The organism is Pantoea sp. C1E2 (assembly GCF_056491465.1).
Map to the genome: position 1 here is coordinate 1,453,598 of NZ_JBSZHT010000002.1, position 25,606 is coordinate 1,479,203.

The following is a 25,606-nucleotide window of genomic DNA, read 5'->3' on the forward strand; positions in this document are numbered from 1 at the left end:
AACATTGTGCGGCAGACCGCATGCCTTGAATCGATGTCACCGAATCGACTGTCCTTTGGGATCTACAAAACAAACCGCTGCCGACATGCTGTCGTGCGCAAAAGTGGAGAAAAATTATGCCATTACTCTATGTGGCGATTGGCGTAGCCTTACTGCTGCTGTTAATGATTCGCTTCAAGCTGAACGGATTTATTGCGCTGATCCTGGTCGCGCTGGCGGTGGGGATGATGCAGGGCATGCCCGTCAACAAAGTGATTGGATCGATCAAAACCGGTGTGGGCGGCACCCTTGGCAGCCTGGCGCTGATCATGGGCTTTGGCGCCATGCTGGGGAAACTGCTGGCTGACTGCGGCGGTGCCCAGCGTATTGCCACCACGCTGATTGCTAAATTTGGTCAAAAGCACATTCAGTGGGCGCTGGTTTTAACCGGCTTCACGGTGGGCTTCGCGCTGTTCTACGAAGTGGGCTTTGTATTGATGCTGCCGCTGGTGTTCAGCATTGCGGCATCCGCGCGCGTACCGCTGTTGTACGTCGGCGTGCCGATGGCTGCGGCACTGTCTGTGACGCACGGATTCCTGCCTCCGCATCCTGGCCCCACCGCGATTGCGACGCTGTTCAATGCCGATATGGGTAAAACGCTGTTGTATGGCACGCTGCTGGGAATTCCTACCGTGATTCTGGCGGGCCCGGTGTATGCGCGCTTCCTGAAAGGCATCGACAAACCGATTCCGGAAGGCTTATGGAACCCGAAAACCTTTACCGAAGCCGAAATGCCAGGTTTTGGCGTCAGCGTCTGGACGGCGTTAGTGCCGGTGGTGCTGATGGCCTTGCGTGCCGTCGCGGAAATGGTGCTGCCAAAAGGACATGTGCTGCTGCCTTACGCGGAGTTCTTTGGTGACCCGATTATGGCGACGCTGATTGCGGTACTGATCGCCATCTTCACCTTTGGTCTGAACCGTGGACGTAGCATGGATGAAGTGATGGGCACCATCACCGACTCGATCAAAATCATCGCCATGATGCTGTTGATCATTGGCGGCGGCGGGGCCTTCAAGCAGGTGCTGGTGGACAGCGGCGTTGATAAATACATCGCGAATATGATGCATTCCACTAACCTGTCGCCGATCTTCATGGCGTGGTCAATCGCTGCAGTGCTGCGTATCGCGCTGGGTTCAGCTACTGTGGCGGCGATTACTGCCGGTGGGATTGTGGCGCCACTGATTGCCACCAGCGGCGCCAGCCCAGAGTTAATGGTGATTGCGGTGGGATCCGGCAGCGTGATTTTCTCTCACGTCAACGATCCGGGCTTCTGGCTGTTTAAGGAGTATTTCAATCTGACCATTGGCGAAACCATTCGCTCCTGGTCGGCGCTGGAAACCATCATTTCGGTGTGTGGCCTGGTGGGCTGCTTGCTGCTCGCTAACGTCATCTGACGGAATTCAGCTGAGGCGACGCGCCTCAGCTTCTTAACTGCTGCGGTCTACTGCGCCAGCGCGCGGAAGGCCGCAAGCTCCTCATCGGACATGCCCGCTTGTGACGCCGCTGCGCAAATCTGTTCCCAACTGTTACTGTCGAGCGGAATCCCCTCGCGATCGCGTTCGATACGATTCAGCTCTTCCCATTCGCCCGGCACCTGAATTGGCGCATCGCCGCTCTGTGGCGAACGTTTTACCCACTCCAGGAAAGATTCTGCTTCTTCCTGCATCGCAGGGGCATCAAACGCTTCAGGATTAACGATGATGGTGGTCATGCAGTTGAAAATAGCATCATGGCTGCTGACCAGCGTGGCATCGTGCGTGGTGCGGCCGCCAGAGAGTGCCCCGCCAAGAATTTCGCACATCGTGGCCAGGGCGTAACCTTTGTGCAGACCAAAGGGCATCAGCGAGCCATAAGGTGCCTGATGCATCACGCCGGGTTCGGTGGTGGCCTGGCCCTGGTGATCGATCAGATAGCCCGGTGCGACCTGTTGCCCTTTGTTCCACGCCACACGCGTTTTACCGTAGGCAATGCCGCTGGTGGCGAAATCGAGCAGCAGCGGTTTAGCATTGTGACGCGGGAAGATGGCGCAGAAGGGGTTGGTACCGAAGCGACGATCGCTGCCGTTAAAAGGCGCAACCATCGGATCGCCCATCACGTTGACGAAATGGAAAGAGACAAATCCCGCGGCTGCGCACTGTTCCGCCCAATGACCGATGCGGCCAATGTGGTGGGAATGGTGTAAGCCTACCGCAGCGATCCCCAGTTTGGCTGCACGTTCAATCCCCAGTTGCATCGCCTGATGTGCAGCCACCTGACCAAAGCCATTGTGACCATGCAGCGTGAGCACCGCGCCAGCATCCTTTTCAATGGTGGTGTGCTGATTAAGCTGCAGGAAACCCTGCTTGAGTGAACTCATGTAGCTCGGGATCATTCCCACGCCATGGGAATCGTGGCCGGCCAGATTGGCAGCGACAAGGTGATCGGCCACCAGTTGTGACTCTTCGGCGCTGCTGCCGGCATGTAACCAGATGGCCTGAACAAACTGATGTAACTGGGAAGGGGGAAGTCGATAAAGGGCACTCACGCGGTCAATCTCCTTGTCATGTTCAATAGGGCATCCTGCGCTTAAAGCCATCATTACCGCAAGTGAGCGTTATCAAAAGCAAAGGGCCACAATCTGTGGCCCAAAAACTCAATGCGGCTGTTCAAAGCCCGCTTTAACCATCTGATCGCGCAGTGCGCGGGTAATCTCACGGTTCCCACCCGTGACCGGATAAATGACATTGTTGACGACATCGTCAAGGTAATGCTCTTCAAACTCTTGCATGGTGAGTTGGGTGCCACCTTCATCATTGATAGCAATGCTGCCACTGATGTGGTTGCCATAGTCCTTTGCCTTCAGGCTATAACGCCCCATGCTGGTATTAATCGTGCTCATTAAGATCTCCTTGTTACGTAGGCAGTGATAACAATTGAGGCCTGCTACAGGCGCTGTAAGTTTAGACAGCAGGGGCTGGCAGTGCGCAGCGGGAGAGGGGGGTAAAATCGCGACCTGCGACCCGTCTCGCAGAAATTAAACTGAACGGAAGGCAACAATCATCCGGATGCGTGACAGTGCTCGCACTGCGCAGCGAACACAGAATGATCATCTATACTGGATAACAGACGCGTTATTTTTCATCACTGAAGGAGCGAACAATGAAAATAATTCTGTGGGTTATTGCCATCATTTTTATCGTGGGATTACTGACGATTACGGGTGTGTTTAAACTGATTTTCTAACGCGAACAGGCACCTCAGGTGCCTGAATTCGTTATTCTGCCTGAGACACGGCATATTCTTTAATTATGAGCGCTGCAGGAATGAGGTCGCGCCAGTCAATAGGTTTATGACAGCCCGCGCAACATGCACCGTGGTGTGAGATATTCCGCATCTCTTCCATTTTAGCCGATGTGAAATAAAATTTAGCGCAGCCGCAGCGTCGACAGCGAATAGTCATCTCAATGTTCCTCCCTTTCCATCCTGGAAAGATGAGATTTATCTTATTCGTTTGCAGAGATCAATTCATAAATTTAATTAATTTATTTCTTAAGTAAACGATCGGCGTTAACTTGCTGAAAAGTAACTTATATCTGTGAGCCATTATGACGTATCAAGTGCACTTAATGTGCATTTTTCCCAGCGGTCCGACATTTCCCTTTCAACAGATAAACCCCAACCTAATCTAAATCATCGGCAAATAATCTTGTATCCCAGACTATACCTGGAGTTTTTAGCCGCTTTTTTAAATACCCTTTTAAGTCGTAGCGCTAATAATCGCCCACTCACCGAATAACGGGTTTTTTACTGGGTTGGGTTGAGTTTAAGAGATGATTTAATAGGACAGATTTGTGAATCGGCACATTTTTTCCGCTCTTTTGGGCGGCATTTTGACTTTATCAATGACGTTTTCGGCTGCTGCAGTCACAGCATCGCAAGCCATTGAATCGGGGTGGAATACTTTTAGCAGCAATGTTGAGCAAACCTGGTCGCAGCCGCAGCATGATGATTTTTACCTGCCGGCTATCACCTGGCACAACCGCTGGACCTATGATGATGAGCACATCGAAAAGTATAACGAGCGGCCCTGGGGCGCAGGGGGTGGCGTGTCCCGTTGGGATGAAAAAGGTAACTGGCATGGGATCTATGCCATGGTGTTCAAAGACTCGTTCAACAAATGGGAGCCTATCGCCGGTTATGGTTGGGAAGCGACCTGGCGACCCTTGAACGACCAGAATTTCCACATCGGTGCAGGCTACACCGCAGGCGTAACAGCGAGAGATAACTGGCGTTATATCCCTGTCCCACTGGTTTTACCATTAGCATCAATAGGATATGGTCCAGCCACTTTCCAAATGACTTATATTCCAGGCACTTATAACAACGGCAACGTCTACTTTGCCTGGTTGAGATTCCAGTTTTAGCGCGTGTAAAACGTCAAAAAGTGTGAAGGGGGTACAAAAAATCAATATTTATCACTTTTTCATCAATTCGCACTGGACAAATGTCACCGCAATTGCTGTACTAGATGCCGACACAGTTTAGTGTCCATTTTTCATGTAAAGGTAATATAGATGTCCAAGATCAAAGGTAACGTTAAGTGGTTTAATGAGTCGAAAGGCTTCGGTTTCATTACTCCAGAAGATGGCAGCAAAGATGTATTCGTACACTTCTCTGCAATCATGAGCAATGGTTTCAAAACTCTGGCTGAAGGTCAGCGTGTAGAGTTCGAAATCACTGACGGCGCTAAAGGCCCATCTGCTGCTAACGTTATCGCTCTGTAAGTTAACAGTTAGAATTTTGAAAACCCGCCTTATGGCGGGTTTTTTTTGTCCTTTTTTTACATGTGCCACCAGGTCAGGGAGTAGCACAACACGGCTGCCATGGCGATGCCTAACGCCATCATTTCATCATAGCTACGTGGAATCAGATCTTTCATGTACGCGCCCCAGAGATGTGTTTCCTTGAGCATCGCAAAGGCAGGTTAAGCCATCCTTAAGCCGTGATGACAGTATGATGACAGGGCACATTCTGCGGTGTATTTCACAGATACTGCCAGTAACATTCTCATAACAATCCTTACTTGCAGCTTTTTACGCGACAACGCTATATAACTGCATGCAAGGACTCATGAGGAGGCAGGATGAATATACGTCAGGCACTGGCAAAAGACAGTTTTGCCCTGAGTGCGCTGTTAACCGAACTGGGATACAGCGGCACGGAAAAGTTTATCGATACGCGTCTGGCGCAGTTATGCAGCCATCCCGACGAAATTTTATTGGTGGCGGAACACGGCAATCAGGTTCTGGGTTTTCTCTCGCTGCACTTTATTCCCCAACTGGCACTGCCCGGTGATTTCGCCCGCATCAGCTATTTTTGCATTGCGGAAGGCGAGCGCAGTAAAGGCAGTGGCCAGCAGTTACTCAGCCATGCTGAACAACTGGCGCGCTCACGCGGCTGTGACCGCATGGAAGTGCATTGTCACGCCTCACGCCTGAAAGCCAACCAGTTCTATTCGCGTGAAGGCTATGTGGAATCCCCGCGGTATCACATCAAAGATCTGGGCTCGCTTTAAGCTCTCGTCCGGAGGCGATGACCAGCGCGTCTGCAATGCTTTCTAGCTGATCGAACGGCAGTAGCGAGGCGCTGACGCGAATAAAGGGTTCCCCGTTAAGGCAGCAGCGTTCTCCCGGCAGTACGGCAATACCGCGTGCTGCAAGGGTTATCATGGCGTATTGCTCAGATTCCACCGGGATCTGCACGCTTAACCCATCTCGCTCCTCTAACACCAGACCGCGTTTGGCCAGTGCCGCCAGTAGCTGCTGACGACGCTGCGCATAAACGGTTTTCGCCTGTTGAATACTCTGCTGTGTGGCCTCATCTGTCAGCATCCATGCCACCGCGTCCTGCAAGATACGGCTGGTCCAGCTGACGCCAAAGTTACGCCACGACTGTAAACGCTTCACCATGTCTGCCGTAGCGGATAACGCCGCCAGGCGTAGATCCGGGCCGTAGGCTTTAGAAAATGAGTGCACGTGGATGACGCGTTCCGGGAAGTGGAAACCCAGGCTCCAGGCGGGCCAGCGAGACAGATCGCCAATGCCATCATCCTCGACAATCATCGTGTTACTGTTCGCCAGCACCCGCGCCAGCTCGGCGCTGCGGCGCTGGGTCACGCTATAGCCAGTTGCCGAATGCGTTCGGGGCTGATAGATAAACATCGCCGGTGATTTCTGCAGATACGTGGCCAGCGCCGTGGGTAGCGGACCCTGATCATCACAAGGCAGCGGCAAAATTTCTGCCCCGATATTTTCCAGCATATCCAGTAAACGCGTGGCGGTGGGATCTTCAATCACCACCCGATCGCCCGGCGACAACAGCGTCTGCACAATCAGGTTCATGGCATCAAACCCCCCATCAGTGGCCAGCCAGGCTTCCGCCGGATAGGGCCAGCGTGGGCTGATGGCCGCTTGCAATTGTGGGGAGATCGCCTCGCGCTGATAGCTGTTTAACTCCGGCGAGGCAATGCCGGCGTGGATCGCCCGTTTGAGGTCGGGCAGCAGCGCCGGATCGGGTGACGCCATCGCCAGCGCTGCACGGATGTTCTCGCCATAGTTACCAATCTTCTCAAAGCGTATAGGACGGGGCAGCACGCTGTTGCCACACACCCACACGCCACTGCGTCCTTTACCCGCCAGTACTTTCTGCTTCTTGAGTTGCGCCCAGGCAGCAGAAACGGTTGCCGGGCTGACGCCCAATCTTTCTGCCAGTTCGCGCACCGCGGGCATCTGCATGCCGACAGCGATTTCGCCGTCCCGAATCAAGGATGAAGCGGTGAGCGTTATCCCCTTCACCGAAGCATCAACTATTTGTTGGCTAAGCCACTCGACATCTACCGTTTGCGTCATAAGAAAATCATTTGTTCAGTAACAAAGAATTGTTTGTTCAGATTAGTATTCGCGTTTTAGACTCAAATTCAAGCACTATTTGCTGAATAAATAAACAGCGCCAGATCTCTGGCCGAAAACGGGGAAAGCACAATTATGGTAACCATCAGACTGGCGGTGCGTGACTGGGATTATTTCACCCCGCTGGCACTCGGCGATATCAAACCGGAAGGCTTTACGCTGGAGATCGATCGCGTTGGCACACTGGTTGATAACCTCGCCACCAGCGATAAATACGATGCGGGTGAAGTGTCATTCAGCCGCTATGCTCAGGCATGCGCCAGAGGCGATAACTCACTGCTCGGCCTGCCGCATTTCCTGATGCGCGGCTTCCGCCAGCGCTGCATCATCACCACCGCCGACAGCCCAATTACCACGCCAGCACAGCTGAAAGGCAAGAAAATCGGTGTAACCGGCTGGCAGGATTCTGGCAATACCTGGACGCGCACCGTGCTGCGTGAAGCCGGCGTGGAGATCGATGATGCGTACTGGTTTGCTGGACGTTTGACCGAAGAACATCCGATTGTTGATCGCCTTGCAGGCTTCGGTCGTCCGGGCCGCATTGAACCTGCACTGGGCGAACGTCCGCTGATCGACCTGCTGAAGTCTGGTGAGCTGGATGCGGTGTTCACGCCGTTTATGCCGGAAGGTTTCTTCCTGAAGAATTCTGGCCTGCGTCAATTGCAAAACGACTTTGTGACTGCTGAGCGTGACTACTTCAACCGCGTCGGCTACGTGCCGGGCATCCATTTGCTGGCGATGAAACCAGCACTGGCGGAAATGCACCCCTGGCTGCCGCAGGCGCTGAGCGACATCATCGATCGTTCTTACCAGATGTGGATGCAGAAACGCGAGAAATACGCCGACACCACGCCGTGGCTGCTGGATGATTTGCGACGCACCGCGCAGGAATTACCGGCGGACTGGAATCAAAACGGATTCTCCGCTAACAAAAAGATGATCGCCGATTTTGCTAACGAGCTGTTCCAGCAAGGCTTAACCAAAACATTACTGACGCCGGAAGCGATTTTCCCGGCTGCAGCGCAAGGGGAGTGATGATGAAAGTTGCAATGGGGCAGTTTGCTGTCAGCCGTGAATGGCAGGAAAACACCGATATCTGCATCGGTTTAATGAACAATGCACTGGCCGGAGGCGCGGATTTACTGGTCCTGCCAGAAGGCGTGCTGGCGCGTGATATTGCCGACCCTGATCTGGTACTGAAAGCCGCACAGCCGCTGGATGGTCCTTTCATCACACAGCTGCTGGCGGTGAGTAAGGGTAACGATTTAACCACCATGATGAGCGTGCACGTGCCGACAGAGGGCAACAAAGCGCTCAATGTGCTGATCGCGATGCGTAACGGTGAACTGATCGCCGCCTACGAAAAGCTGCATCTTTATGATGCGTTTGCGATGCAGGAGTCGCAGCGCGTGAATCCAGGCAACGAAATCCCACCGCTGGTGGAAGTGGCGGGAATGAAAGTGGGCCTGATGACCTGCTATGACGTGCGCTTCCCAGAGCTGGCGCGCCGTCTGGTGCTGGACGGTGCTGATGTGCTGGTATTGCCTGCTGCGTGGGTCAAAGGCCCGCTGAAAGAGATGCATTGGGAATTGCTGTGTACCGCACGTGCGCTGGAAAACACCTGTTACATGGTGGCCGTGGGTGAGTGTGGTCCGCGCAATATTGGTAATAGCCTGGTAATCGATCCCCTCGGCGTAGCAATTGCCAAAGCGCCAGAGTCGGCGGCGCTGGTGTTCGCTGACCTCGATCCGCAACGCATTGCCTACGCGCGCAGCGTACTGCCGGTGCTGGAAAACCGCCGTTTTGCTCGTCCTGAACTGAAACCACTTTGATAGATTTTGGGGAACTGGCACATGAATAAATTAACAACAGCAATAGCGTTGGCTCTGGGGCTGACGGTCAGCGCGGTGCAGGCAGCGGAGACGATCCCAACGCAGAAAGTCGATCAGGCGCTGCATGACCGCCTGCCAGCAGAGATTAAAAGCGCCGGGAAAATGATTTCGGTAAATAACGGCTCTTTTCCTCCGTATGAGATCGTTAACGGACCACATTCGATGGACGGCGCCTCTGCAGATCTGACGAATGCACTGGCTCAGCTGCTGGGCGTAAAAATTGAACATGCCACGGTGAGCGGTTTGTCAGGTGTTTTGGCTGGTATCAATTCTGGCCGTTATCAGATGGCGATTGGGCCGATTGGCGATTACCCGGATCGTCAGCAGAAAGTCGATTTCATCGATTTTGTGCAGGAATTCGTGGTGTTCGGCGTGCAGAAGGGCAATCCAGCGAAGATTAATGGTCTGGAAGACACCTGCGGCAAGCGTATCGCCGTGATGGCGGCCGGTTCTGCCGAGCAGGTGATTCGTAAGCAGTCAGATGCCTGCGTCGCCGCGGGCAAGCCAGCGGTGGTGGTGCAATCCTTTACCGACCAGCCTTCATCGATTCTGGCAGTACGCTCTAAGCGTTCTGATGCATTCTTCTCTTCACAGGCACCGCTGACTTACTTTATCGATCAAGCCAATGGCCAGCTGGAGCTTTCCGGTAAAGGGCAGAAAAACGGCTTTGGCGATATTTTCCAGGGCACGGTGGTACCAAAAGGTTCCGAACTGGGCAATGTAGTTCTCGACGCCTATAAAGAGCTGTTCGCCAACGGCACCTACGCGGCGATCATGAAGAAGTGGAAACTCGACGGCAATATCTTGCAGCAGCCGGGTCGTAATCTGGCGCAGGGGACAGCAAAATGAATCCGGTCACCCACAATACGCGAGCCAGGGATAAGGCCAACGTGCAGCAGCGCGATGTCGCTTTCGCCCGCAGTGCGCCCACCTATGGACGCTGGATCTCATGGATTGTGGTACTGGTGGTCGCGGCCAACTTCCTCTGGCTGGTGGCGACCAATCCCAATTTTGAATGGAAAGTGGTGATGCAGTGGTTCACCGAAGGCTCGGTGATGAAAGGGCTGCAGGTGACGCTCGGGCTGACGGTGGTCTCGATGATCCTTGGTACGCTGCTGGGCCTGTTGCTGGCGGTGTGGCGTCTTTCGGAAAATAAGCTGCTGAGCGGTATCTCGTCGCTCTATATCTGGTTTTTCCGGGGTACGCCGCTGCTGGTGCAGCTTATCTTTTGGTACAACCTGTCGACGCTGTTTCCGAACATTTCGATTACCGTACCCTGGACGGACATCACCTTCGCCAGCTGGAATACCAACGATCTGATTACGCCGCTGACCGCTGCATTTGCCGGACTGGCCCTCAATGAAGCGGCCTACATGGCCGAGATCATCCGCGCCGGGCTGTTGTCCGTGGATCAGGGACAGGTGGAAACCACTCAGGCGTTTGGCATGAGCCGCAGTCGTGCGCTGCGCCGCATCATCATTCCGCAGGCGATGCGATCCATCATTCCACCGACCGGCAATCAGCTGATCAGTATGATCAAAGCGACGTCGCTGGTAAGCGTGATAGCCATGGGCGATCTGCTTTACTCGGTGCAGGCCGTTTATAACCGCACCTTTGAAATTATCCCGATGCTGATGGTGGCCGTGATTTGGTATCTGCTGATCACTTCGATCCTGAATATTGGGCAGTCAGCGATTGAACGCTACTACGCACGCGGCACCAAACGTACCGTGGTGAATAAACGTCGGGCAGACACGGCTGTCGCAGCGACACATCAGCTGAAGGAGGATGTATGAGTGAGGTTCAGCCGCTGGTGCGTGCGCGCAATGTCCATAAGAGCTATGGCGATAACGAAGTATTAAAAGGTATCGATCTGGATGTGTTTCCCGGCGAAGTGGTGGTGATTCTCGGGCCATCGGGCTCGGGTAAGTCGACCTTCCTGCGCTGCATCAACCATCTGGAAGATATGAATGCCGGTTCCATCATGGTCGGTGACGAGCAGATCGGCTACGAATTGAAGCGCGGGATTCTGCATCGCTTGTCGGCACGGCGAATAGCTCACCAGCGTCAGAAAATCGGCATGGTGTTTCAGCAGTTCAACCTCTATCCGCACATGACCGTGCTGCAGAACATCATCGAAGCGCCCATCGGTGTGCACAAGTTTCCACGCCAGGAGGCACTACAGCATGCGCGCGAGCTGCTGACGACGGTAGGATTAAGTGATAAAGCCGATGCATGGCCACGTCATCTTTCCGGCGGGCAACAGCAGCGCGTGGCGATTGCTCGTGCGTTAGCCATCAAACCGGCGCTGATGCTGTTTGATGAGCCGACTTCAGCGTTGGATCCCGAGCTGGTGGGCGAAGTGCTGGCGACGATGCGCACGCTGGCCGATCGCGGGTTAACCATGATCGTGGTGACGCATGAGATTGGCTTTGCACGAGAGGCGGCGGATCGCGTGGTGTTTATGGATGGCGGTGTGGTGGTTGAACAGGGGACGCCGGAGCAGGTGATTAGCCATCCGCAGCACCCGCGTACGCAGGCATTTTTGAGCCGCTTTATTTAATGTTGCGCGGATGTTGATCGTAATCTGTTACAGATTCCAGTTGAGACAGCTGATAAACTGCGCGTTAATAGTCATGTCTGTTTTTCGCTAAGGTTGAAGGTAAAGTATGGAAGGTTTCAGCATTGCCAAACTGCTGATCATCGGTGCACTTATTGTACTGCTGTTTGGTACCAACAAGTTACGTTCACTGGGTGGTGATCTGGGTTCCGCCATTAAAGGCTTCAAGAAAGCCATGAAAGACGATGAATCCACCGCAACCAAAAGCACCGCTGAAGAAGCGCCGGCTGAACGCGTGAGCCACAAAGAGTAATCTCACTTCAAACGTCAATAAGTGTAAATATTTATGACGTTGATAAAAAAACCAGACTGCTTCCAGTCTGGTTTTTGTTTTTTGGCACGGGTAAAAAAATGCCTGGTTGCGGGCATCACACCCGCAGAACCGATTATTTCACTTCCAGCCCTTTAGCCTGCATATCCGCGTGATAAGAAGAACGTACGAACGGGCCACAGGCCGCGTGGGTGAAGCCCATCGCCATGGCTTCTTCTTTCATCTCATCAAACTCTGCCGGGCTAACATAGCGCTGTACCGGTAAGTGATGGCGGCTTGGCTGCAAGTACTGGCCGAGGGTGAGCATGGTGACACCATGACGACGCAGGTCACGCATCACTTCAACGATTTCCGCATTGGTTTCACCCAATCCGACCATCAGGCCAGACTTGGTTGGCACATCCGGATGCGCTTCTTTAAAACGCTCCAGCAGCTTCAGTGACCAGTCATAGTTAGCGCCTGGACGCACCTGACGGTAAACGCGCGGCACGTTTTCCATGTTGTGGTTGAACACATCTGGTGGCGTGGCGGTAAGGATTTCCAGCGCACGATCCATACGGCCACGGAAGTCAGGCACCAGCGTTTCGATTTTAATAGTTGGGCTTTTCTCACGGATGGCAGTGATGCAATCCGCAAAGTGCTGAGCCCCGCCGTCGCGCAGATCGTCGCGGTCAACCGAGGTGATCACCACATAACGCAGCGCCATATCGGCAATGGTTTGTGCCAGTTTCAGCGGTTCGTTGGCATCAGGCATATTCGGACGGCCGTGTGCGACGTCGCAGAACGGACAACGACGCGTACAAATCGCGCCGAGGATCATAAAGGTGGCGGTGCCGTGGTTAAAACACTCTGCGAGGTTAGGGCAGGAGGCCTCTTCACACACCGAATGCAGACCATTTTTGCGCATGGCGGCTTTGATACCCTGAATGCGGCTGGAATCCGCAGGCAGTTTAATCTTCATCCACTCCGGCTTACGCAGAATTTCTTCACGCTCGACCATCACAGTTTTCACCGGGATCAGCGCCATTTTGTCGGCATCGCGATACTTGACGCCACGTTCCATCTGAATTGGTTTACTCATAAATCTGCAGGTTCCGGTCGGGATTGCGATTTGAAAGCTTCCTCACTCAAACTGAGAACCAGGCTTTCAACTTTATTTGAAAATATGGCAAAAATTATATCATTTCGTCTGCGCATAAGCAGCCGATATGCGAGCGCTAAAGTTACAATTTTGTAAATGAGCACAGACAGTCAAGGTCAGACCGCGGTTTCATTTTGCCATTTCAGTTGGCTAAAGCCGGTTAAACGGGCGAAATGTTGCACTAAACGTGGCTGCACATCAGCAGGTGTCACGCCTGGCTGCTTTTCGCTGAGCTGTGTCATACGCATCCCGGCATAGCCGCAGGGGTTGATGCGCAGGAAAGGCGCCAGATCCATCGCCACGTTCAGTGCCAGACCGTGGAAGGAGCACCCTTTACGGATGCGTAATCCCAATGAGCACACTTTGTCATCGCCGATATACACGCCGGGTGCGTCAGCACGTGCGCGCGCAGCGATACCATAATCCGCCAGGGTGGCGATCACGGTTTCCTCCAGCGCGGTGACCAGCTCTCTGACGCCGATTTTATGACGTTTAATATCAATCAAAACGTACATCACCTGCTGCCCAGGCCCGTGATAGGTCACCTGACCGCCACGATCGCTCTGTACCACCGGAATATCGCCCGGCATCAGCAGATGTTCGGCTTTGCCTGCCTGGCCCTGGGTAAACACCGGATGATGTTCCACCAGCCAGATTTCATCGGCAGTGCTGTTGTCACGTTGATCGGTAAACTGATGCATCGCATCGGAGACAGGCTGCCAGTCGCGCTGGCCCAGTTGACGAACAAGAAGCGTGTTAGCTGACAAAACGGAGATCCGGTAGAGAGTGAAGGGCTGAGTATAACGCTGGCAAAGCCGCCTTTGCCAGCGCGGGTATTACAGAACCATGCGCACGATATCGATGTTACCCAGTTCTTCGTACAGGGTTTCTACCTGTTCGATATGGGTTGCGGTAATGGTGATTGAAACCGAGTGGTAGTTACCTTTGCTGCTCGGTTTCACTGCCGGGGTATAGTCGCCGGGTGCATGGCGCTGCACCACTTCAACCACTTGATCAACCAGCTCCGGTTGCGCCAGACCCATTACTTTATAGGTGAAGGGGGTAGGGAATTCGAGCAGTTCATTCAGTTTGGTTTTCATGTTGGCTCCGGTGCTTAAAATTGAGAAGAGCAGCCCGCAGGCCGCCCCTACTACAGGTGGTGCATAAAAATCGATAAGGGAGGCTTTCCAGCCTCCCCTATACGTTTGAAACGGGGGTTTCTAATTATATGGTATCAGACAGACGATTTTTCAAGCGTCTTAGCCAAACCAGTGATGGAACATCAGTTTGATGTAATCAATGATACGGCTGAAGAACCCGCCTTCCTGCACTTCGTTCAGGACGACCAGCGGGCGCTGTTCGATGGTTTTGCCATCCAGCTGGAAGTTGATGCTACCCACCACCTGGTTTTTCTGCAGCGGAGCATGCAGTTCGGTGTTGGTCAGCACGTAGCTGGCTTTCAGGTCTTTCATACGGCCGCGTGGAATCGTCAGGTAGGCATCTTTTTCAACGCCAAGCTGGACGCGATCGCTGTTACCAAACCAGACCGGCTCAGAGGCGAACTCTTTACCTGCTTTCAGTGGCGCCACGGTCTCGAAGAAACGGAAGCCCCAGGTCAGCAGTTTTTTGCTTTCGGTTTCACGACCTTTATAGGTGTGACCGCCCATGACGGCAGAGATCAGACGCATCTGTCCTTCAGTCGCAGAAGCCACCAGGTTGTAACCTGCCGCGTCAGTGTGACCGGTTTTGATGCCGTCCACGTTCAGGCTGGTATCCCACAGCAGACCATTACGGTTCATCTGTTTGATATTGTTGAAGGTGAACTCTTTTTCACGGTAGACCGAATATTCGTCCGGCACATCACGAATCAGTGCCTGACCGATCAGCGCCATATCACGCGCCGAGCTGTACTGGCCTTCAGCATCCAGACCGTGCACCGTCTGGAAGTGGGTGTTTTTCAGACCTAACGCGCCAACGTAGTTGTTCATCAGGCTAACAAATGCATCCTGGCTGCCGGCAACGTAATCGGCCATCGCTACACAGGCATCATTCCCTGACTGCAGCACGATACCGCGCGTCAGCTGAGAAACCGGTACACGATCGCCTGGCTTCAGGAACATCAGTGAAGAGCCTTTGAACACCGGATTACCGGTTGCCCATGCATCTTTACCTACGGTGACGATGTCGTCGTTATGGATTTTGCCCGCTTTGACCGCCTGACCAATCACGTAACTGGTCATCATTTTGGTCAGGCTGGCTGGATCACGGCGTGCATCGGCGTTCTTTTCAGCCAGGACTTTGCCGGAGTTGGCATCGATCAGCACATAAGCTTCAGCATCGATTTCCGGGACGCCCGGGATCATCGTCTTAAGGTTAACATCGTCCGCAAAGGCGGCATGGCTGAGAGAAAGGGCGACCAGTGATCCCACTGTCAGGCGTTTCAGAAAACGAGAGGGTTTCAGCGTATTCATGTTAAGGACTACAACATCCGTGGGCTAAGAGTGAAAAAAGTGCCTTACTATAGCAAACGCCCGATCGGGCGACATCTTGCTTTGCAAATCAGTTTCAGCAGTAAAGGTAACTGCCCGTGACATTAAGGACGGGCAGTAGTAATAAATGAGCTCATCTGTGCTTCAGTGGTCAGACGCTGTTGTAACGCTGCGGCTTCCGCCCGGCTGCTGTAACCGCCGAGTTGAATACGATAAACATTGCCATTGGCTTCCACGTTACCCGGCACGCCAAAACGTTTACCCAGGCTGGTCGCCAGTTGACGGGCGCGCGCCGCATCATTGACTGCACCGACCTGCACCACGTAACCACCGGCAGTGTGTGCACTCTGACTGACTGGTGCAGAAACCGGTGCCGCGACAGGCGCAGCAGACGTTGCCTGCACAGGCGCGGCTGTCGGTTCACTGCCTTCCAGCACGCCGTTTGCTAAAGGCTGAGGCGCGCCGAGGAAACCGCTGCTCTGCACCGGCGCACCGAGGCCACCGTTGCTCTGCAGGGTGCTGTTATCGACTGCGCGAACATCCTGTGGCGCAGGGGCTGGCGTGGTATTGGTGCTACTGCCGCCCATCATCACCATGCCGCCGTTAAGGTCTGGGCGCGCGGGCAGGGCGTAGCTCTGCTTCGCCACCGTGGTACCAATGGTGCCGGGGCCGGAAACAGAACCATCCGGTGCGACTTTGATGTAATCCACGCGAACACGCGAATTATTCGAGATATTCAAACGGTCGCCTGCCGCGCGAGACAGGTCAATGATGCGGCCGGGGGTATACGGGCCACGGTCATTAACACGCACCACGATCTGGCGACCATTGGCGAGGTTAGTGACGCGCACATAACTTGGCAGTGGCAAAGTAGGGTGCGCTGCCGTCATGGCTTCCGGATCGTAGGATTCGCCAATCGCCGTGCGATTGCCTTGCGCTTCTGCACCGTACCAGGTGGCCAGTCCAACTTCGCTGTAATTCGAAGGATCTTTGATCACGCGATAATTTTTACCATTAACGCTGTAATCCTGGCTGGTAGAAGGATTGATGGGTTCATAGCGCGGTTCAACGCCCGGGATTTCCACCACCGGGCCATTATAGGCCGGCTGTGGTGGCGCAGTATTATTCTGCTGTTCCGGTGCGGAACAGGCAGCCAGTAGCAATGATGCCAGTGCAACCCCAAGCCAATCCTTACGCATGTGCAGCCTCTTAAACGCTTTTAGATAACATTTTTCGATGAGTATGGATCGACATCACGATGCCAAATCCGGCCATTAATACAATCAACGCCGATCCGCCATAGCTCACCAGCGGCAGCGGAACACCGACCACGGGTAAGATACCACTTACCATACCAATGTTAACGAAAACATAGACGAATAAAATCAACATCAAACCACCGGCCATCACGCGACCAAAGGTCGTTTGCGCGCGCGCCGCAACAATCAGGCCGCGCAAAATCAGCAGCAGATACAGCACCAGCAAGACTAATACCCCGACCAGGCCGAGTTCTTCTGCCAGTACCGCAAAGATAAAGTCGGTGTGACGCTCAGGCAAAAACTCCAGCTGTGACTGGGTGCCATGCAGCCAGCCTTTACCACGCAAGCCACCCGAACCTATCGCAATCTTGGACTGAATAATGTGATAACCGGCACCGAGCGGGTCACTCTCTGGATCGAGCAGCATCATCACGCGGTCGCGCTGATAATCATGCATCAGGAAGAACCACAGCACCGGGATAAAGGCCGCCACCAGCAGCACCGCCACGGCGATCAGCTTCCAGCTCATCCCCGACAGGAACAGCACAAACAGGCCGGATGCCGCGATCAGAATCGAGGTGCCGAGGTCTGGCTGGGCTGCCACTAACAGCGTCGGCATGAAGATCAGCACCAGCGCAATACCGGTGTTTTTCAGCGTTGGCGGACAGACATCACGGTTAATAAACCGTGCGACCATCAACGGAACCGCAATTTTGGCTATTTCGGAGGGCTGGAAGCGCACGAAGCCGAGATCCAGCCAGCGCTGTGCGCCTTTACTGATATGACCGAAAGCATCTACCGCGATAAGCAAGATGACGCAGACGATATAGAGATAGGGCGCCCAGCTTTCATAGACGCGCGGTGGCACTTGCGCCATCACCAGCATAATGATGACACCCATGGCAATCTGACCGAGCTTGCGCTCCATCATGCCCGGATCCTGACCGCTGGCGCTCCAGATAACGATGGCGCTGTAAGCCAGCAACGCAAGGATAATCAGCATAAACAGGGGATCGATATGGATACGCGTCCAGATCGATCTTTTCTGCGGGCTATCGTTCATGGACATCTTTATTCACCTTCGTAGCCAGGCGGCGTCGGTGCAGCTTCAGGCAGCACGGTATTGTTATCGCCTAACATTATGTGGTCGAGAATCTGGCGCATCACCGTACCCACTGCAGGGCCGGCACCGCCGTTCTCCAGAATCATGGTCACGGCGACGCGCGGTTTGTCGTAAGGCGCGAAAGCCGTCATCAATTTATGGTCACGCAAGCGTTCGGCAATTTTGTGCGCGTTATAGGTTTCGTTCTCTTTCAGACCGAACACCTGCGCAGTACCGGATTTCGCGGCGATTTTGTAAGGCGCATCAGCAAAGCTCTTGTGCGCCGTACCGTTAGCGCGGTTGGCCACGCCGTACATACCATCTTTGGCAATTTCCCAGTATCCCGAGTGGATGTCGCCAATCGGTGCATCTGGCGGCTGGCGATAAGGCACCATGGCCTGGCCTTCACGGGTGGCGCGCAGTAAATGCGGCACTTTGATGATGCCGTCATTGATCAGAATCATCATGGCTTTGTTCATTTGTATCGGCGTTGCGGTCCAGTAACCCTGACCAATGCCCACCGGAATGGTGTCACCCTGATACCACGGCTTCTTAAAGCGCTTCAGTTTCCATTCACGCGTTGGCATGTTGCCGGGACTTTCCTGCGGCAAATCGATGCCGGTGCGATGGCCATAGCCAAATTTGGTCATCCACTCGGACAGGCGATCAATGCCCATGTCGTAGGCGACCTGATAGAAGAAGGTATCGGCAGATTCTTCCAGCGATTTGGTGACATTTAAACGCCCGTGTCCCCATTTTTTCCAGTCGCGGTAGCGCTTTTCCGACCCCGGCAACTGCCACCAGCCGGGATCAAACAGGCTGGTATTGCGGTTAATCACCCCTGCACTTAGCGCAGAGACGGCAACATAAGGTTTCACCGTAGAGGCGGGTGGGTAGGATGCCTGTAGCGCGCGGTTGTAGAGTGGACGGTTCTCATCACTCAGCAGGGCTTTGTAATCCTTGGTGGAGATACCATCGACAAACAAATTGGGGTCGTAGCTGGGGTTGGACACCAGCGCCAGAATTTCACCGGTGCGCGGATCGCTTACCACCACTGCCGCACGGCTGCCGGTTAACAGGGTTTCGATGTACTGCTGCAGTTTCAGATCAACGGTCAGATAGATATCGCGACCAGCCTGCGGAGATTGCTCATGCAACTGGCGGATCACCCGACCGCGGTTGTTAACTTCAACCTCTTCATAGCCGGTTTTGCCATGCAGCACATCTTCATAATAATTTTCGATACCCAACTTGCCGATATCATGCGTTGCCGCATAGTTAGGCCATTTACCTTCATCATCGAGGCGTTTAACGTCGCGGTCGTTAATTTTAGAGACGTAGCCCACCACGTGCGTCAGCGTCTGGCCGTAAGGGTAATAGCGGCGTTGATAACCCTTCACTTCCACGCCGGGGAAGCGATACTGATTGACGGCGAAACGCGCCACCTGCACTTCGTTGAGCGCGGTTTTAACCGGAATGGAGGTGAAGCGGCGTGAGCGCTTACGCTCTTTTTCAAAGGCGTCGAGATCGTCGTCAGTGAGATCCAGAATTGGGCGCAGGGCCTGCAGCGTCTGCTTCAGGTCATCAACTTTTTCGGGTACCAGTTCGGCCTGATAAATGGTGCGGTTCAGCGCCAGCGGGACGCCGTTGCGATCAAAGATGATGCCGCGGCTGGGTGCCACGGGCACCAGCTTGATGCGGTTCTCATTTGAACGAGTGCTGTAATCGTCGAATCGCAGGATTTGCAGATGATAGAGGTTGACCACCAGCACGCTGGAGAGCAGGAAGATGCCAACAAAAGCCACCAAAGCCCGGCGGACGAAGAGTTTCTGTTCGGCAGTATAATCGCGAAAGGCGTTGCTCTGTAATTTCATCCGCTGCGTTTATTGTCTGGAGGTTGTCAGGCGTTTATTCACGGTGATAAGGATGATTCGTGGTGATGCTCCAGGCACGATACAGGCTTTCTGCAACCAGCACACGCACCAGCGGATGTGGCAGCGTCAACGTGGACAGCGACCAGCTCTGCTCGGCAGCGGCTTTGCATGCCGGTGCCAGTCCTTCCGGACCGCCAATTAACAAGCTGACATCGCGGCCATCCTGTTTCCAGCGCTCAAGCTGTTGCGCCAGCTGTGGGGTTTCCCACGGCTGCCCTGGAATATCCAGCGTGACGATGCGATTGCCTTTACCGACGGCCGCTAACATCGCTTCACCCTCTTTTTCCAGGATGCGCTTGATGTCAGCGTTCTTGCCACGTTTACCCGCGGACACTTCGGTCAGTTCAAACGGCATATCCTTGGGGAAGCGGCGCAGATACTCCATGAAACCGGTCTGAACCCAGTCGGGCATTTTTGTGCCGACGGCGACAAGCTGCAGTTTCAAGGCTTAGCTCCAGAGCTTTTCCAGCTCATACAGCTGGCGGCTCTCTTCCTGCATCACGTGTACGATCACTTCGCCGAGGTCAACCACCACCCAATCAGCGGCAGCTTTACCATCGACGCCCAGCGGTTTCAAACCCGCGGCACGGGATTCCTGCACCACGTGATCGGCGATCGAAACAACGTGACGCGTCGACGTGCCGGTGCAGATGATCATGCAATCGGTGATACTTGATTTGCCCTGAACATCAACAGCAATGATGTCCTGGCCTTTGATATCATCAATCTTATCAATAACGAAATCTTGGAGTGCTTTACCTTGCAAAAGGTTCCCCTTAAAAACAGGTGATTACGAGCAGGCTGAACGCCCGGAAAACATAGCCTAAAATGAAGCGGCGCAGTATAGCACGCAACGATCAACCGCGATATAAGCCAGCGCGATCGATATAATCGATAACTTCGTCGGGCAGTAGATCGGTGCAGGATTGCCCCTGGTGACGACGCTGGCGTATTTCCGTGGCGGAGATGTCAAACAGCGGCGTATCCGCCAGCCAGATACGACCTGCCGGTGAATGATGCAACTGTTCTGCGTGCTGCGCCCGATGCACATCCAGCCATTGCTGCATCTCAGGTGTTTCCATCTGCGTCGCATAGCCTGGCCGTTGGCACACCAACAGATGGCACAGAGAGAGGAGATCCTGCCAGCGATGCCATTTGGCTAACGTTAGCAGAGAATCTTGTCCGATGATAAACCCGAGGGGCTGTTCTGCGCCGCGTTCCGCACGCAATGCTTCAAGGGTTGCGACCGTCCATGACGGCGTATCCCGCTCCAGCTCACGCGTATCAATATCAAACAGTGGGCGGGTCGCAATGGCACAGCGCAACATCTCCACGCGTTGCCGGGCGCTGGCTTCGGGCTGTGGGCGATGTGGTGGCACGTTATTCGGCAGCAGCGTGACCTTTTTCAGCCCCACCTGCTGCGCCAGTGCTTCCACCGGGCGCAGATGCCCAAAGTGGATTGGGTCGAAGGTGCCGCCGAACAGCGCGTAGAGTTTAGACATCAGTAAAGCTCAGGGGAAAATCGCGGTGGCATAGCAGCAGCGACAATGTCTCGAGCTGCGGCCAAAGATTCTGACCGTAGTCCTGCTTCATGGTCAGTTCCAGTTCGGCGAGCAGATGCACGGCGCGTTGCAGACGGCGTGCATCAAGGCGTTGTAGCGCATCAGTAAACAGCGCGCGACGGTTCTGCCAGATGCGTTGTTGATCCATCAGCGTACGCAGACCCTGTTTGGCCTGATTGCGCTGCAAATGCAGCAGCGTCAGTAAATCACGTTGCAGAGTACGCAGCAAAATCACCACTTCAGCGTCTTCTTTTTCCAGCTGATGCAGAATATGCAGGGCGCGCTTACTTTTGCCCGCCAGCAAGGCATCGACCCAGTGGAATGGCGTAAAGTGTGCAGCGTCATTCACCGCGTCTTCAACGCGGGGCAGGGTGAGTTTGCCATCTGGCCACAGCAGTGACAGACGTTCCAGCGCCTGTGCCAGCGCCAGCAGATTGCCTTCATAGCAGTAGCACAGCAGCTGAATCGCTGCGTCATCAACACTCAACTTCATGGCTTTGGCGCGGCTGGCGACCCAACGTGGCAACTGCGCTTGTTCGGGCGTCTGGCAGGGAACCAGCACGGCATGGGCGCTGAGCGCTTTAAACCAGGCGCTATTTTCCTGCGCTTTGGTCAGTTTTGCCATGCGCAGCACCAGCAGGATATCGCTGTGCAGCAGGCTGGCTAGTTTAACCAGTTGCTCGGCCATCGCCGCATTGGCACCGTTTTCCGGCAGTTGCAGGGTTAAGGTCTGGCGCTGAGTGAACAGGCTGAGTGCCTGACAGCTGGTAAAGATCGCATCCCAGTCGGTTTGCGCATCGAGAGTGACACTGAAGTGTTCTTCAAAGCCTTGAGAAGCGGAAACCGTACGAATGGCATCCGCACTTTCCTGAATCAGCAGCGGTTCATTACCGGTCAGAAAATAACAGGCGCGCAGCCCCTCACGAAGCTGCGCGCTCAGTTGTTCAGGATAAATCCTGATCATTGCAGACTGGTTGCTGACGAAGACGACACTTCTGGTGAATTCTCACCCGGTGCGATGATCTCCGGCTGTGGCAATGTGTCTTTGTTGCTTTCCTGCGCGGCATGAACCGTTAACAGCTTACGCACCAGTTGCTCGGCGGCACGCTGACGCATCTCTTCATAAATCATCGATTGTTCAGCATCTTTCGCCAGTGCGGCGTTAGGGTTATCGAAGAAGGAACGATACACAGTTGTGCTAATCGGATAGATACCCTTACCCGGAACTACGACCTGTGCGGTAACAGTCATCACCAGTGAGTATTCAGCTGTGGTTCCGCTGATGAACACCGATGCAGTGTCTCGTCCAGTTCTTGCCGCCCCAAGACGCAAAGTGGGGTATTCCGCCGTATTCGCATCACTATCTTCAACGATATTGACGTTGTTAATGCGCAGTTGTTGACGCACAACACGCGCCAGCGGTCCATAAGGATCGCCAGTCTGAACGATTAGCGTCTTCATTTCTTGCGGCACCGCAGTGGTACCGCGCGGGTGAAAACCACAGCCTGCAGTGATCATCACCGCAAGCAGGACAAACAGCCTGATAATCAGTTGTCGCACAGTTCCTCCTGAACTTAACCTACGACCAGGTTAAGCAGTTTGCCAGGGACATAAATCACTTTACGAAGTGTGACGCCTTCCAGATATTTCGCCACAATATGCTCCTGCGCAGCACGCGCCTGAACCTGCTCCTGCGTAGCATCCGGCGCAACGGTAATTTTGCCGCGCACTTTGCCATTCACCTGCACAACGACCAGCAATGAATCTTCTACCATGGCGGATTCATCCGCAACCGGCCAGCTGGCTTCATCTACGTTACCTTCTCCGCCCAGCGCTTGCCACAGAACATAACTGGCGTGCGGCGTGAACGGATACAGCAGACGGACAACCGCCACCAGCGCTTCCTGCATCAGAGCGCGATCTTGCTCGCTTTCCTGCGGGGCACGGGTCAGTTTGTTCATCAACTCCATAATGGCTGCGATAGCGGTATTGAAGGTCTGGCGACGACCGACATCATCAGCGACTTTGGCGATGGTTTTGTGCAGATCGCGACGCAGCGCTTTCTGATCGTCGTTCAGTGTATTGAGGTCCAGCGCAACGGTAGCGCCTTTAGCCACGTGTTCGTAGGCCAGTTTCCACACACGCTTCAGGAAGCGGTTCGCACCTTCAACGCCAGATTCCTGCCATTCCAGCGTCATTTCGGCTGGTGAAGCAAACATCATGAACAGACGCACGGTATCAGCACCGTAACGTTCAACCATCAGCTGTGGATCGATGCCGTTGTTTTTTGACTTCGACATCTTGCTCATGCCGGCATAAACCACTTCACGGCCCGCGTTATCGACAGCCTTGGTGATGCGGCCTTTATCATCGCGCTCAACGGTGACATCAACCGGAGAAACCCAGTTACGCTCGCCGCTGGTACCGGTGTAATAGAACGCATCGGCCAGTACCATGCCCTGACACAGCAGACGTTTGGCTGGCTCATCAGAGTTCACCAGGCCCGCATCGCGCAGCAGCTTGTGATAGAAGCGGAAATACATCAGGTGCATGATGGCGTGTTCAATACCACCCACATACTGATCGACCGGCAGCCAGTAGTTTGCTGCGGCCGGATCCAGCATGCCTTCGTTATAGTTAGCGCAGGTGTAACGCGCGTAGTACCAGGACGACTCCATAAAGGTGTCGAAGGTATCGGTCTCGCGCAGCGCAGGCTGGCCGTTGACCGTGGTTTTCGCCCACTCAGGATCGGCTTTGATTGGGCTGGTGATACCGTCCATGACGACATCTTCCGGCAGAATCACCGGCAGCTGATCTTCTGGTGTTGGCATCACAGTGCCGTCTTCCAGCGTCACCATTGGAATTGGTGCACCCCAGTAACGCTGACGGGATACACCCCAGTCGCGCAGACGATAGTTCACTTTACGCACGCCGACGCCTTTCGCGGCCAGCGCTTCAGCAATGGCGTTGAAGCCTGCCTGATGATCCAGCCCGTTGAACTCACCAGAGTTGAACAGCGCGCCTTTGTCGGTCATCGCCGCTTCGCTCAGATCAGGCGTTGAACCATCCAGATTCAGGATCACTGGCTTGATGTTCAGGTTGTACTTGGTGGCGAACTCCCAGTCACGCTGGTCGTGGCCTGGAACGGCCATCACTGCGCCGGTGCCGTATTCCATCAGGACAAAGTTAGCGACCCAGACTGGGATCTCTTCGCCCGTCAGCGGATGGATAGCAAACAGGCCGGTGGCCATGCCTTTCTTCTCCATCGTCGCCATATCCGCTTCAGCCACTTTGGTGGTGCTGCATTCAGCGATAAAGTCAGACAGAGCAGGGTTGCTGGCCGCAGCCTGACGCGCCAGCGGGTGACCGGCTGCCACAGCAACGTAGGTCGCACCGAGGAAGGTGTCAGGACGCGTGGTATATACGGTCAACTTCTCTTCGCTGTACGCCACATCAAAGGTGATTTCCACGCCTTCAGAACGGCCAATCCAGTTACGCTGCATGGTCTTGACCGTTTCAGGCCAGTCTTCCAGCTTATCCAGATCGTTAAGCAGTTCTTCCGCATAAGCGGTGATTTTCACGAACCACTGTGGAATTTCTTTGCGCTCAACTTTGGTGTCGCAGCGCCAGCAGCAGCCGTCGATAACCTGTTCGTTGGCCAGCACGGTTTGGTCGTGTGGACACCAGTTCACCGCCGAGGTCTTTTTATAGACCATGCCTTTTTCGTACAACTTAGTGAAGAACCACTGCTCCCAGCGATAGTACTCTGGCTGGCAGGTGGCCAATTCACGGCTCCAGTCATAGCCAAAGCCCAGCAGTTTGAGCTGGTTCTTCATGTATTCGATGTTGTCATAAGTCCATGGCGCAGGTGCGGTGTTATTTTTTACCGCAGCGCCTTCAGCTGGCAGACCAAACGCATCCCAGCCAATCGGCTGCAGGACGTTTTTACCCAGCATGCGCTGATAACGCGCAATCACATCGCCAATGGTGTAGTTACGCACGTGGCCCATGTGTAGACGGCCAGAAGGATAGGGCAGCATGGAAAGGCAGTAGTATTTCTCTTTGCCTTCCTGCTCGGTCACTTTAAAGGTTTCGTTTTCGTCCCAGTGCTGTTGGACGCGGGATTCTATCTCTTCCGGGCGGTATTGCTCTTGCATGGCTGCCTGTGGTCCTTTATGAAAATCGTTAACCCTGAATATTTCGCGTCACGGGAAGGCGGCAAAGGTGTGAATACACTGGCGCTTACCGAAGTAAGTGACGAAGTGAACACGTGCAGCCAACGCACCTGTGATTTGAAGTATGACGGGTTCGCATACATTTAGATCCGCATAGCATACCCATAAGCCCCTT

Annotated in this window: 27 protein-coding genes; 11 read left to right on the forward strand and 16 right to left on the reverse strand. The window is 54.2% G+C overall.

Annotated features, from left to right (window positions below):
• The first annotated feature begins 116 nt into the window (after window positions 1-116).
• A complete protein-coding gene (gntT, locus tag ACXI0A_RS07030; RefSeq protein WP_224930167.1) occupies window positions 117-1,433 on the forward strand; it encodes a gluconate transporter in 1,317 nt (438 codons plus the stop codon).
• A 47-nt stretch (window positions 1,434-1,480) separates the two neighbouring features.
• On the opposite strand, the gene ACXI0A_RS07035 is transcribed toward gntT, so the two are convergent.
• The gene (locus ACXI0A_RS07035; RefSeq protein WP_476149653.1) at window positions 1,481-2,563 is read right to left on the reverse strand and encodes a malate/lactate/ureidoglycolate dehydrogenase; all 1,083 of its coding nucleotides are present in this window, start codon (window positions 2,561-2,563) and stop codon (window positions 1,481-1,483) included.
• Window positions 2,564-2,671: 108 nt separating this feature from the next.
• Window positions 2,672-2,917 carry a hypothetical protein gene (locus ACXI0A_RS07040; protein ID WP_008103719.1) on the reverse strand — a complete coding sequence of 82 codons (246 nt, stop codon included), beginning with the start codon at window positions 2,915-2,917 and terminating at the stop codon, window positions 2,672-2,674.
• Window positions 2,918-3,177: 260 nt separating this feature from the next.
• Between ACXI0A_RS07040 and ACXI0A_RS07045 the strand changes: the two genes are divergently transcribed.
• The 4 genes from ACXI0A_RS07045 to ACXI0A_RS07060 all read left to right on the forward strand — a co-directional run bounded on the left by ACXI0A_RS07045 (window position 3,178) and on the right by ACXI0A_RS07060 (window position 5,593).
• Window positions 3,178-3,261, forward strand: coding sequence for a small membrane protein YohP (locus ACXI0A_RS07045; RefSeq protein WP_085982349.1), 84 nt, complete (start codon window positions 3,178-3,180; stop codon window positions 3,259-3,261).
• Window positions 3,262-3,869: 608 nt separating this feature from the next.
• Window positions 3,870-4,442, forward strand: coding sequence for a lipid IV(A) palmitoyltransferase PagP (gene pagP, locus ACXI0A_RS07050; protein WP_414004069.1), 573 nt, complete (start codon window positions 3,870-3,872; stop codon window positions 4,440-4,442).
• Between the two features lie 150 nt (window positions 4,443-4,592).
• Complete coding sequence (gene cspE / locus ACXI0A_RS07055) at window positions 4,593-4,802, forward strand: transcription antiterminator/RNA stability regulator CspE (protein WP_034829024.1); 210 nt, start codon at window positions 4,593-4,595, stop codon at window positions 4,800-4,802.
• Window positions 4,803-5,161: 359 nt separating this feature from the next.
• Complete coding sequence (locus tag ACXI0A_RS07060) at window positions 5,162-5,593, forward strand: GNAT family N-acetyltransferase (RefSeq protein WP_224930161.1); 432 nt, start codon at window positions 5,162-5,164, stop codon at window positions 5,591-5,593.
• On the opposite strand, the gene ACXI0A_RS07065 is transcribed toward ACXI0A_RS07060, so the two are convergent.
• Window positions 5,571-6,926 carry an aminotransferase class I/II-fold pyridoxal phosphate-dependent enzyme gene (locus ACXI0A_RS07065; protein ID WP_476149650.1) on the reverse strand — a complete coding sequence of 452 codons (1,356 nt, stop codon included), beginning with the start codon at window positions 6,924-6,926 and terminating at the stop codon, window positions 5,571-5,573. The genes ACXI0A_RS07060 and ACXI0A_RS07065 overlap by 23 nt on opposite strands.
• A gap of 135 nt (window positions 6,927-7,061) precedes the next feature.
• Between ACXI0A_RS07065 and ACXI0A_RS07070 the strand changes: the two genes are divergently transcribed.
• The 6 genes from ACXI0A_RS07070 (at window position 7,062) to tatE (ending at window position 11,751) form a co-directional block, all read left to right on the forward strand.
• Window positions 7,062-8,021, forward strand: coding sequence for an ABC transporter substrate-binding protein (locus ACXI0A_RS07070; RefSeq protein ID WP_476149649.1), 960 nt, complete (start codon window positions 7,062-7,064; stop codon window positions 8,019-8,021).
• Between the two features lie 2 nt (window positions 8,022-8,023).
• Window positions 8,024-8,818: a deaminated glutathione amidase gene (locus ACXI0A_RS07075; RefSeq protein ID WP_476151130.1), complete on the forward strand. Its 795-nt coding sequence runs from the start codon at window positions 8,024-8,026 to the stop codon at window positions 8,816-8,818.
• A gap of 21 nt (window positions 8,819-8,839) precedes the next feature.
• Complete coding sequence (locus ACXI0A_RS07080; protein ID WP_224930149.1) at window positions 8,840-9,727, forward strand: ABC transporter substrate-binding protein; 888 nt, start codon at window positions 8,840-8,842, stop codon at window positions 9,725-9,727.
• Window positions 9,724-10,674 (forward strand): amino acid ABC transporter permease, encoded by a 951-nt coding sequence (locus ACXI0A_RS07085; protein WP_479485205.1) that lies wholly within the window; start codon window positions 9,724-9,726, stop codon window positions 10,672-10,674. The genes ACXI0A_RS07080 and ACXI0A_RS07085 overlap by 4 nt, the downstream gene beginning before the upstream one ends.
• Entirely contained in the window at window positions 10,671-11,441 is a 771-nt protein-coding gene (locus ACXI0A_RS07090; RefSeq protein ID WP_476149645.1) for an ATP-binding cassette domain-containing protein, read from the forward strand. Before ACXI0A_RS07085 ends, ACXI0A_RS07090 begins: the two co-directional genes overlap by 4 nt.
• A gap of 106 nt (window positions 11,442-11,547) precedes the next feature.
• Window positions 11,548-11,751: a twin-arginine translocase subunit TatE gene (gene tatE, locus ACXI0A_RS07095; protein WP_034829040.1), complete on the forward strand. Its 204-nt coding sequence runs from the start codon at window positions 11,548-11,550 to the stop codon at window positions 11,749-11,751.
• Between the two features lie 133 nt (window positions 11,752-11,884).
• On the opposite strand, the gene lipA is transcribed toward tatE, so the two are convergent.
• The 13 genes from lipA to leuS all read right to left on the reverse strand — a co-directional run bounded on the left by lipA (window position 11,885) and on the right by leuS (window position 25,413).
• A complete protein-coding gene (gene lipA, locus ACXI0A_RS07100) occupies window positions 11,885-12,850 on the reverse strand; it encodes a lipoyl synthase (RefSeq protein WP_038648336.1) in 966 nt (321 codons plus the stop codon).
• A 176-nt stretch (window positions 12,851-13,026) separates the two neighbouring features.
• Window positions 13,027-13,677: a lipoyl(octanoyl) transferase LipB gene (lipB, locus tag ACXI0A_RS07105; RefSeq protein ID WP_476149644.1), complete on the reverse strand. Its 651-nt coding sequence runs from the start codon at window positions 13,675-13,677 to the stop codon at window positions 13,027-13,029.
• A gap of 69 nt (window positions 13,678-13,746) precedes the next feature.
• Window positions 13,747-14,010, reverse strand: a complete 264-nt coding sequence (gene ybeD, locus ACXI0A_RS07110; protein ID WP_034829045.1) for a DUF493 family protein YbeD — start codon at window positions 14,008-14,010, stop codon at window positions 13,747-13,749.
• A 159-nt stretch (window positions 14,011-14,169) separates the two neighbouring features.
• Window positions 14,170-15,381 (reverse strand): D-alanyl-D-alanine carboxypeptidase DacA, encoded by a 1,212-nt coding sequence (dacA, locus tag ACXI0A_RS07115; protein ID WP_034829047.1) that lies wholly within the window; start codon window positions 15,379-15,381, stop codon window positions 14,170-14,172.
• Window positions 15,382-15,503: 122 nt separating this feature from the next.
• A complete protein-coding gene (gene rlpA / locus ACXI0A_RS07120) occupies window positions 15,504-16,598 on the reverse strand; it encodes an endolytic peptidoglycan transglycosylase RlpA (protein WP_476149642.1) in 1,095 nt (364 codons plus the stop codon).
• 10 nt (window positions 16,599-16,608) lie between these two features.
• Window positions 16,609-17,721: a peptidoglycan glycosyltransferase MrdB gene (mrdB, locus tag ACXI0A_RS07125; RefSeq protein WP_476151128.1), complete on the reverse strand. Its 1,113-nt coding sequence runs from the start codon at window positions 17,719-17,721 to the stop codon at window positions 16,609-16,611.
• Between the two features lie 8 nt (window positions 17,722-17,729).
• Entirely contained in the window at window positions 17,730-19,634 is a 1,905-nt protein-coding gene (mrdA, locus tag ACXI0A_RS07130; protein ID WP_476149640.1) for a peptidoglycan DD-transpeptidase MrdA, read from the reverse strand.
• A 34-nt stretch (window positions 19,635-19,668) separates the two neighbouring features.
• Window positions 19,669-20,139, reverse strand: a complete 471-nt coding sequence (rlmH, locus tag ACXI0A_RS07135) for a 23S rRNA (pseudouridine(1915)-N(3))-methyltransferase RlmH (protein WP_034829053.1) — start codon at window positions 20,137-20,139, stop codon at window positions 19,669-19,671.
• A 3-nt stretch (window positions 20,140-20,142) separates the two neighbouring features.
• The gene (rsfS, locus tag ACXI0A_RS07140; RefSeq protein ID WP_038648315.1) at window positions 20,143-20,460 is read right to left on the reverse strand and encodes a ribosome silencing factor; all 318 of its coding nucleotides are present in this window, start codon (window positions 20,458-20,460) and stop codon (window positions 20,143-20,145) included.
• Between the two features lie 91 nt (window positions 20,461-20,551).
• The gene (nadD, locus tag ACXI0A_RS07145) at window positions 20,552-21,196 is read right to left on the reverse strand and encodes a nicotinate-nucleotide adenylyltransferase (protein ID WP_476149637.1); all 645 of its coding nucleotides are present in this window, start codon (window positions 21,194-21,196) and stop codon (window positions 20,552-20,554) included.
• Window positions 21,189-22,220 (reverse strand): DNA polymerase III subunit delta, encoded by a 1,032-nt coding sequence (holA, locus tag ACXI0A_RS07150; protein WP_224930126.1) that lies wholly within the window; start codon window positions 22,218-22,220, stop codon window positions 21,189-21,191. The genes nadD and holA overlap by 8 nt, the downstream gene beginning before the upstream one ends.
• Window positions 22,217-22,816, reverse strand: a complete 600-nt coding sequence (gene lptE / locus ACXI0A_RS07155; RefSeq protein ID WP_476149635.1) for an LPS assembly lipoprotein LptE — start codon at window positions 22,814-22,816, stop codon at window positions 22,217-22,219. Before lptE ends, holA begins: the two co-directional genes overlap by 4 nt.
• Before the next feature lie 14 nt (window positions 22,817-22,830).
• Window positions 22,831-25,413 (reverse strand): leucine--tRNA ligase, encoded by a 2,583-nt coding sequence (gene leuS, locus ACXI0A_RS07160; RefSeq protein ID WP_476149633.1) that lies wholly within the window; start codon window positions 25,411-25,413, stop codon window positions 22,831-22,833.
• Between the last annotated feature and the right edge of the window lie 193 nt (window positions 25,414-25,606).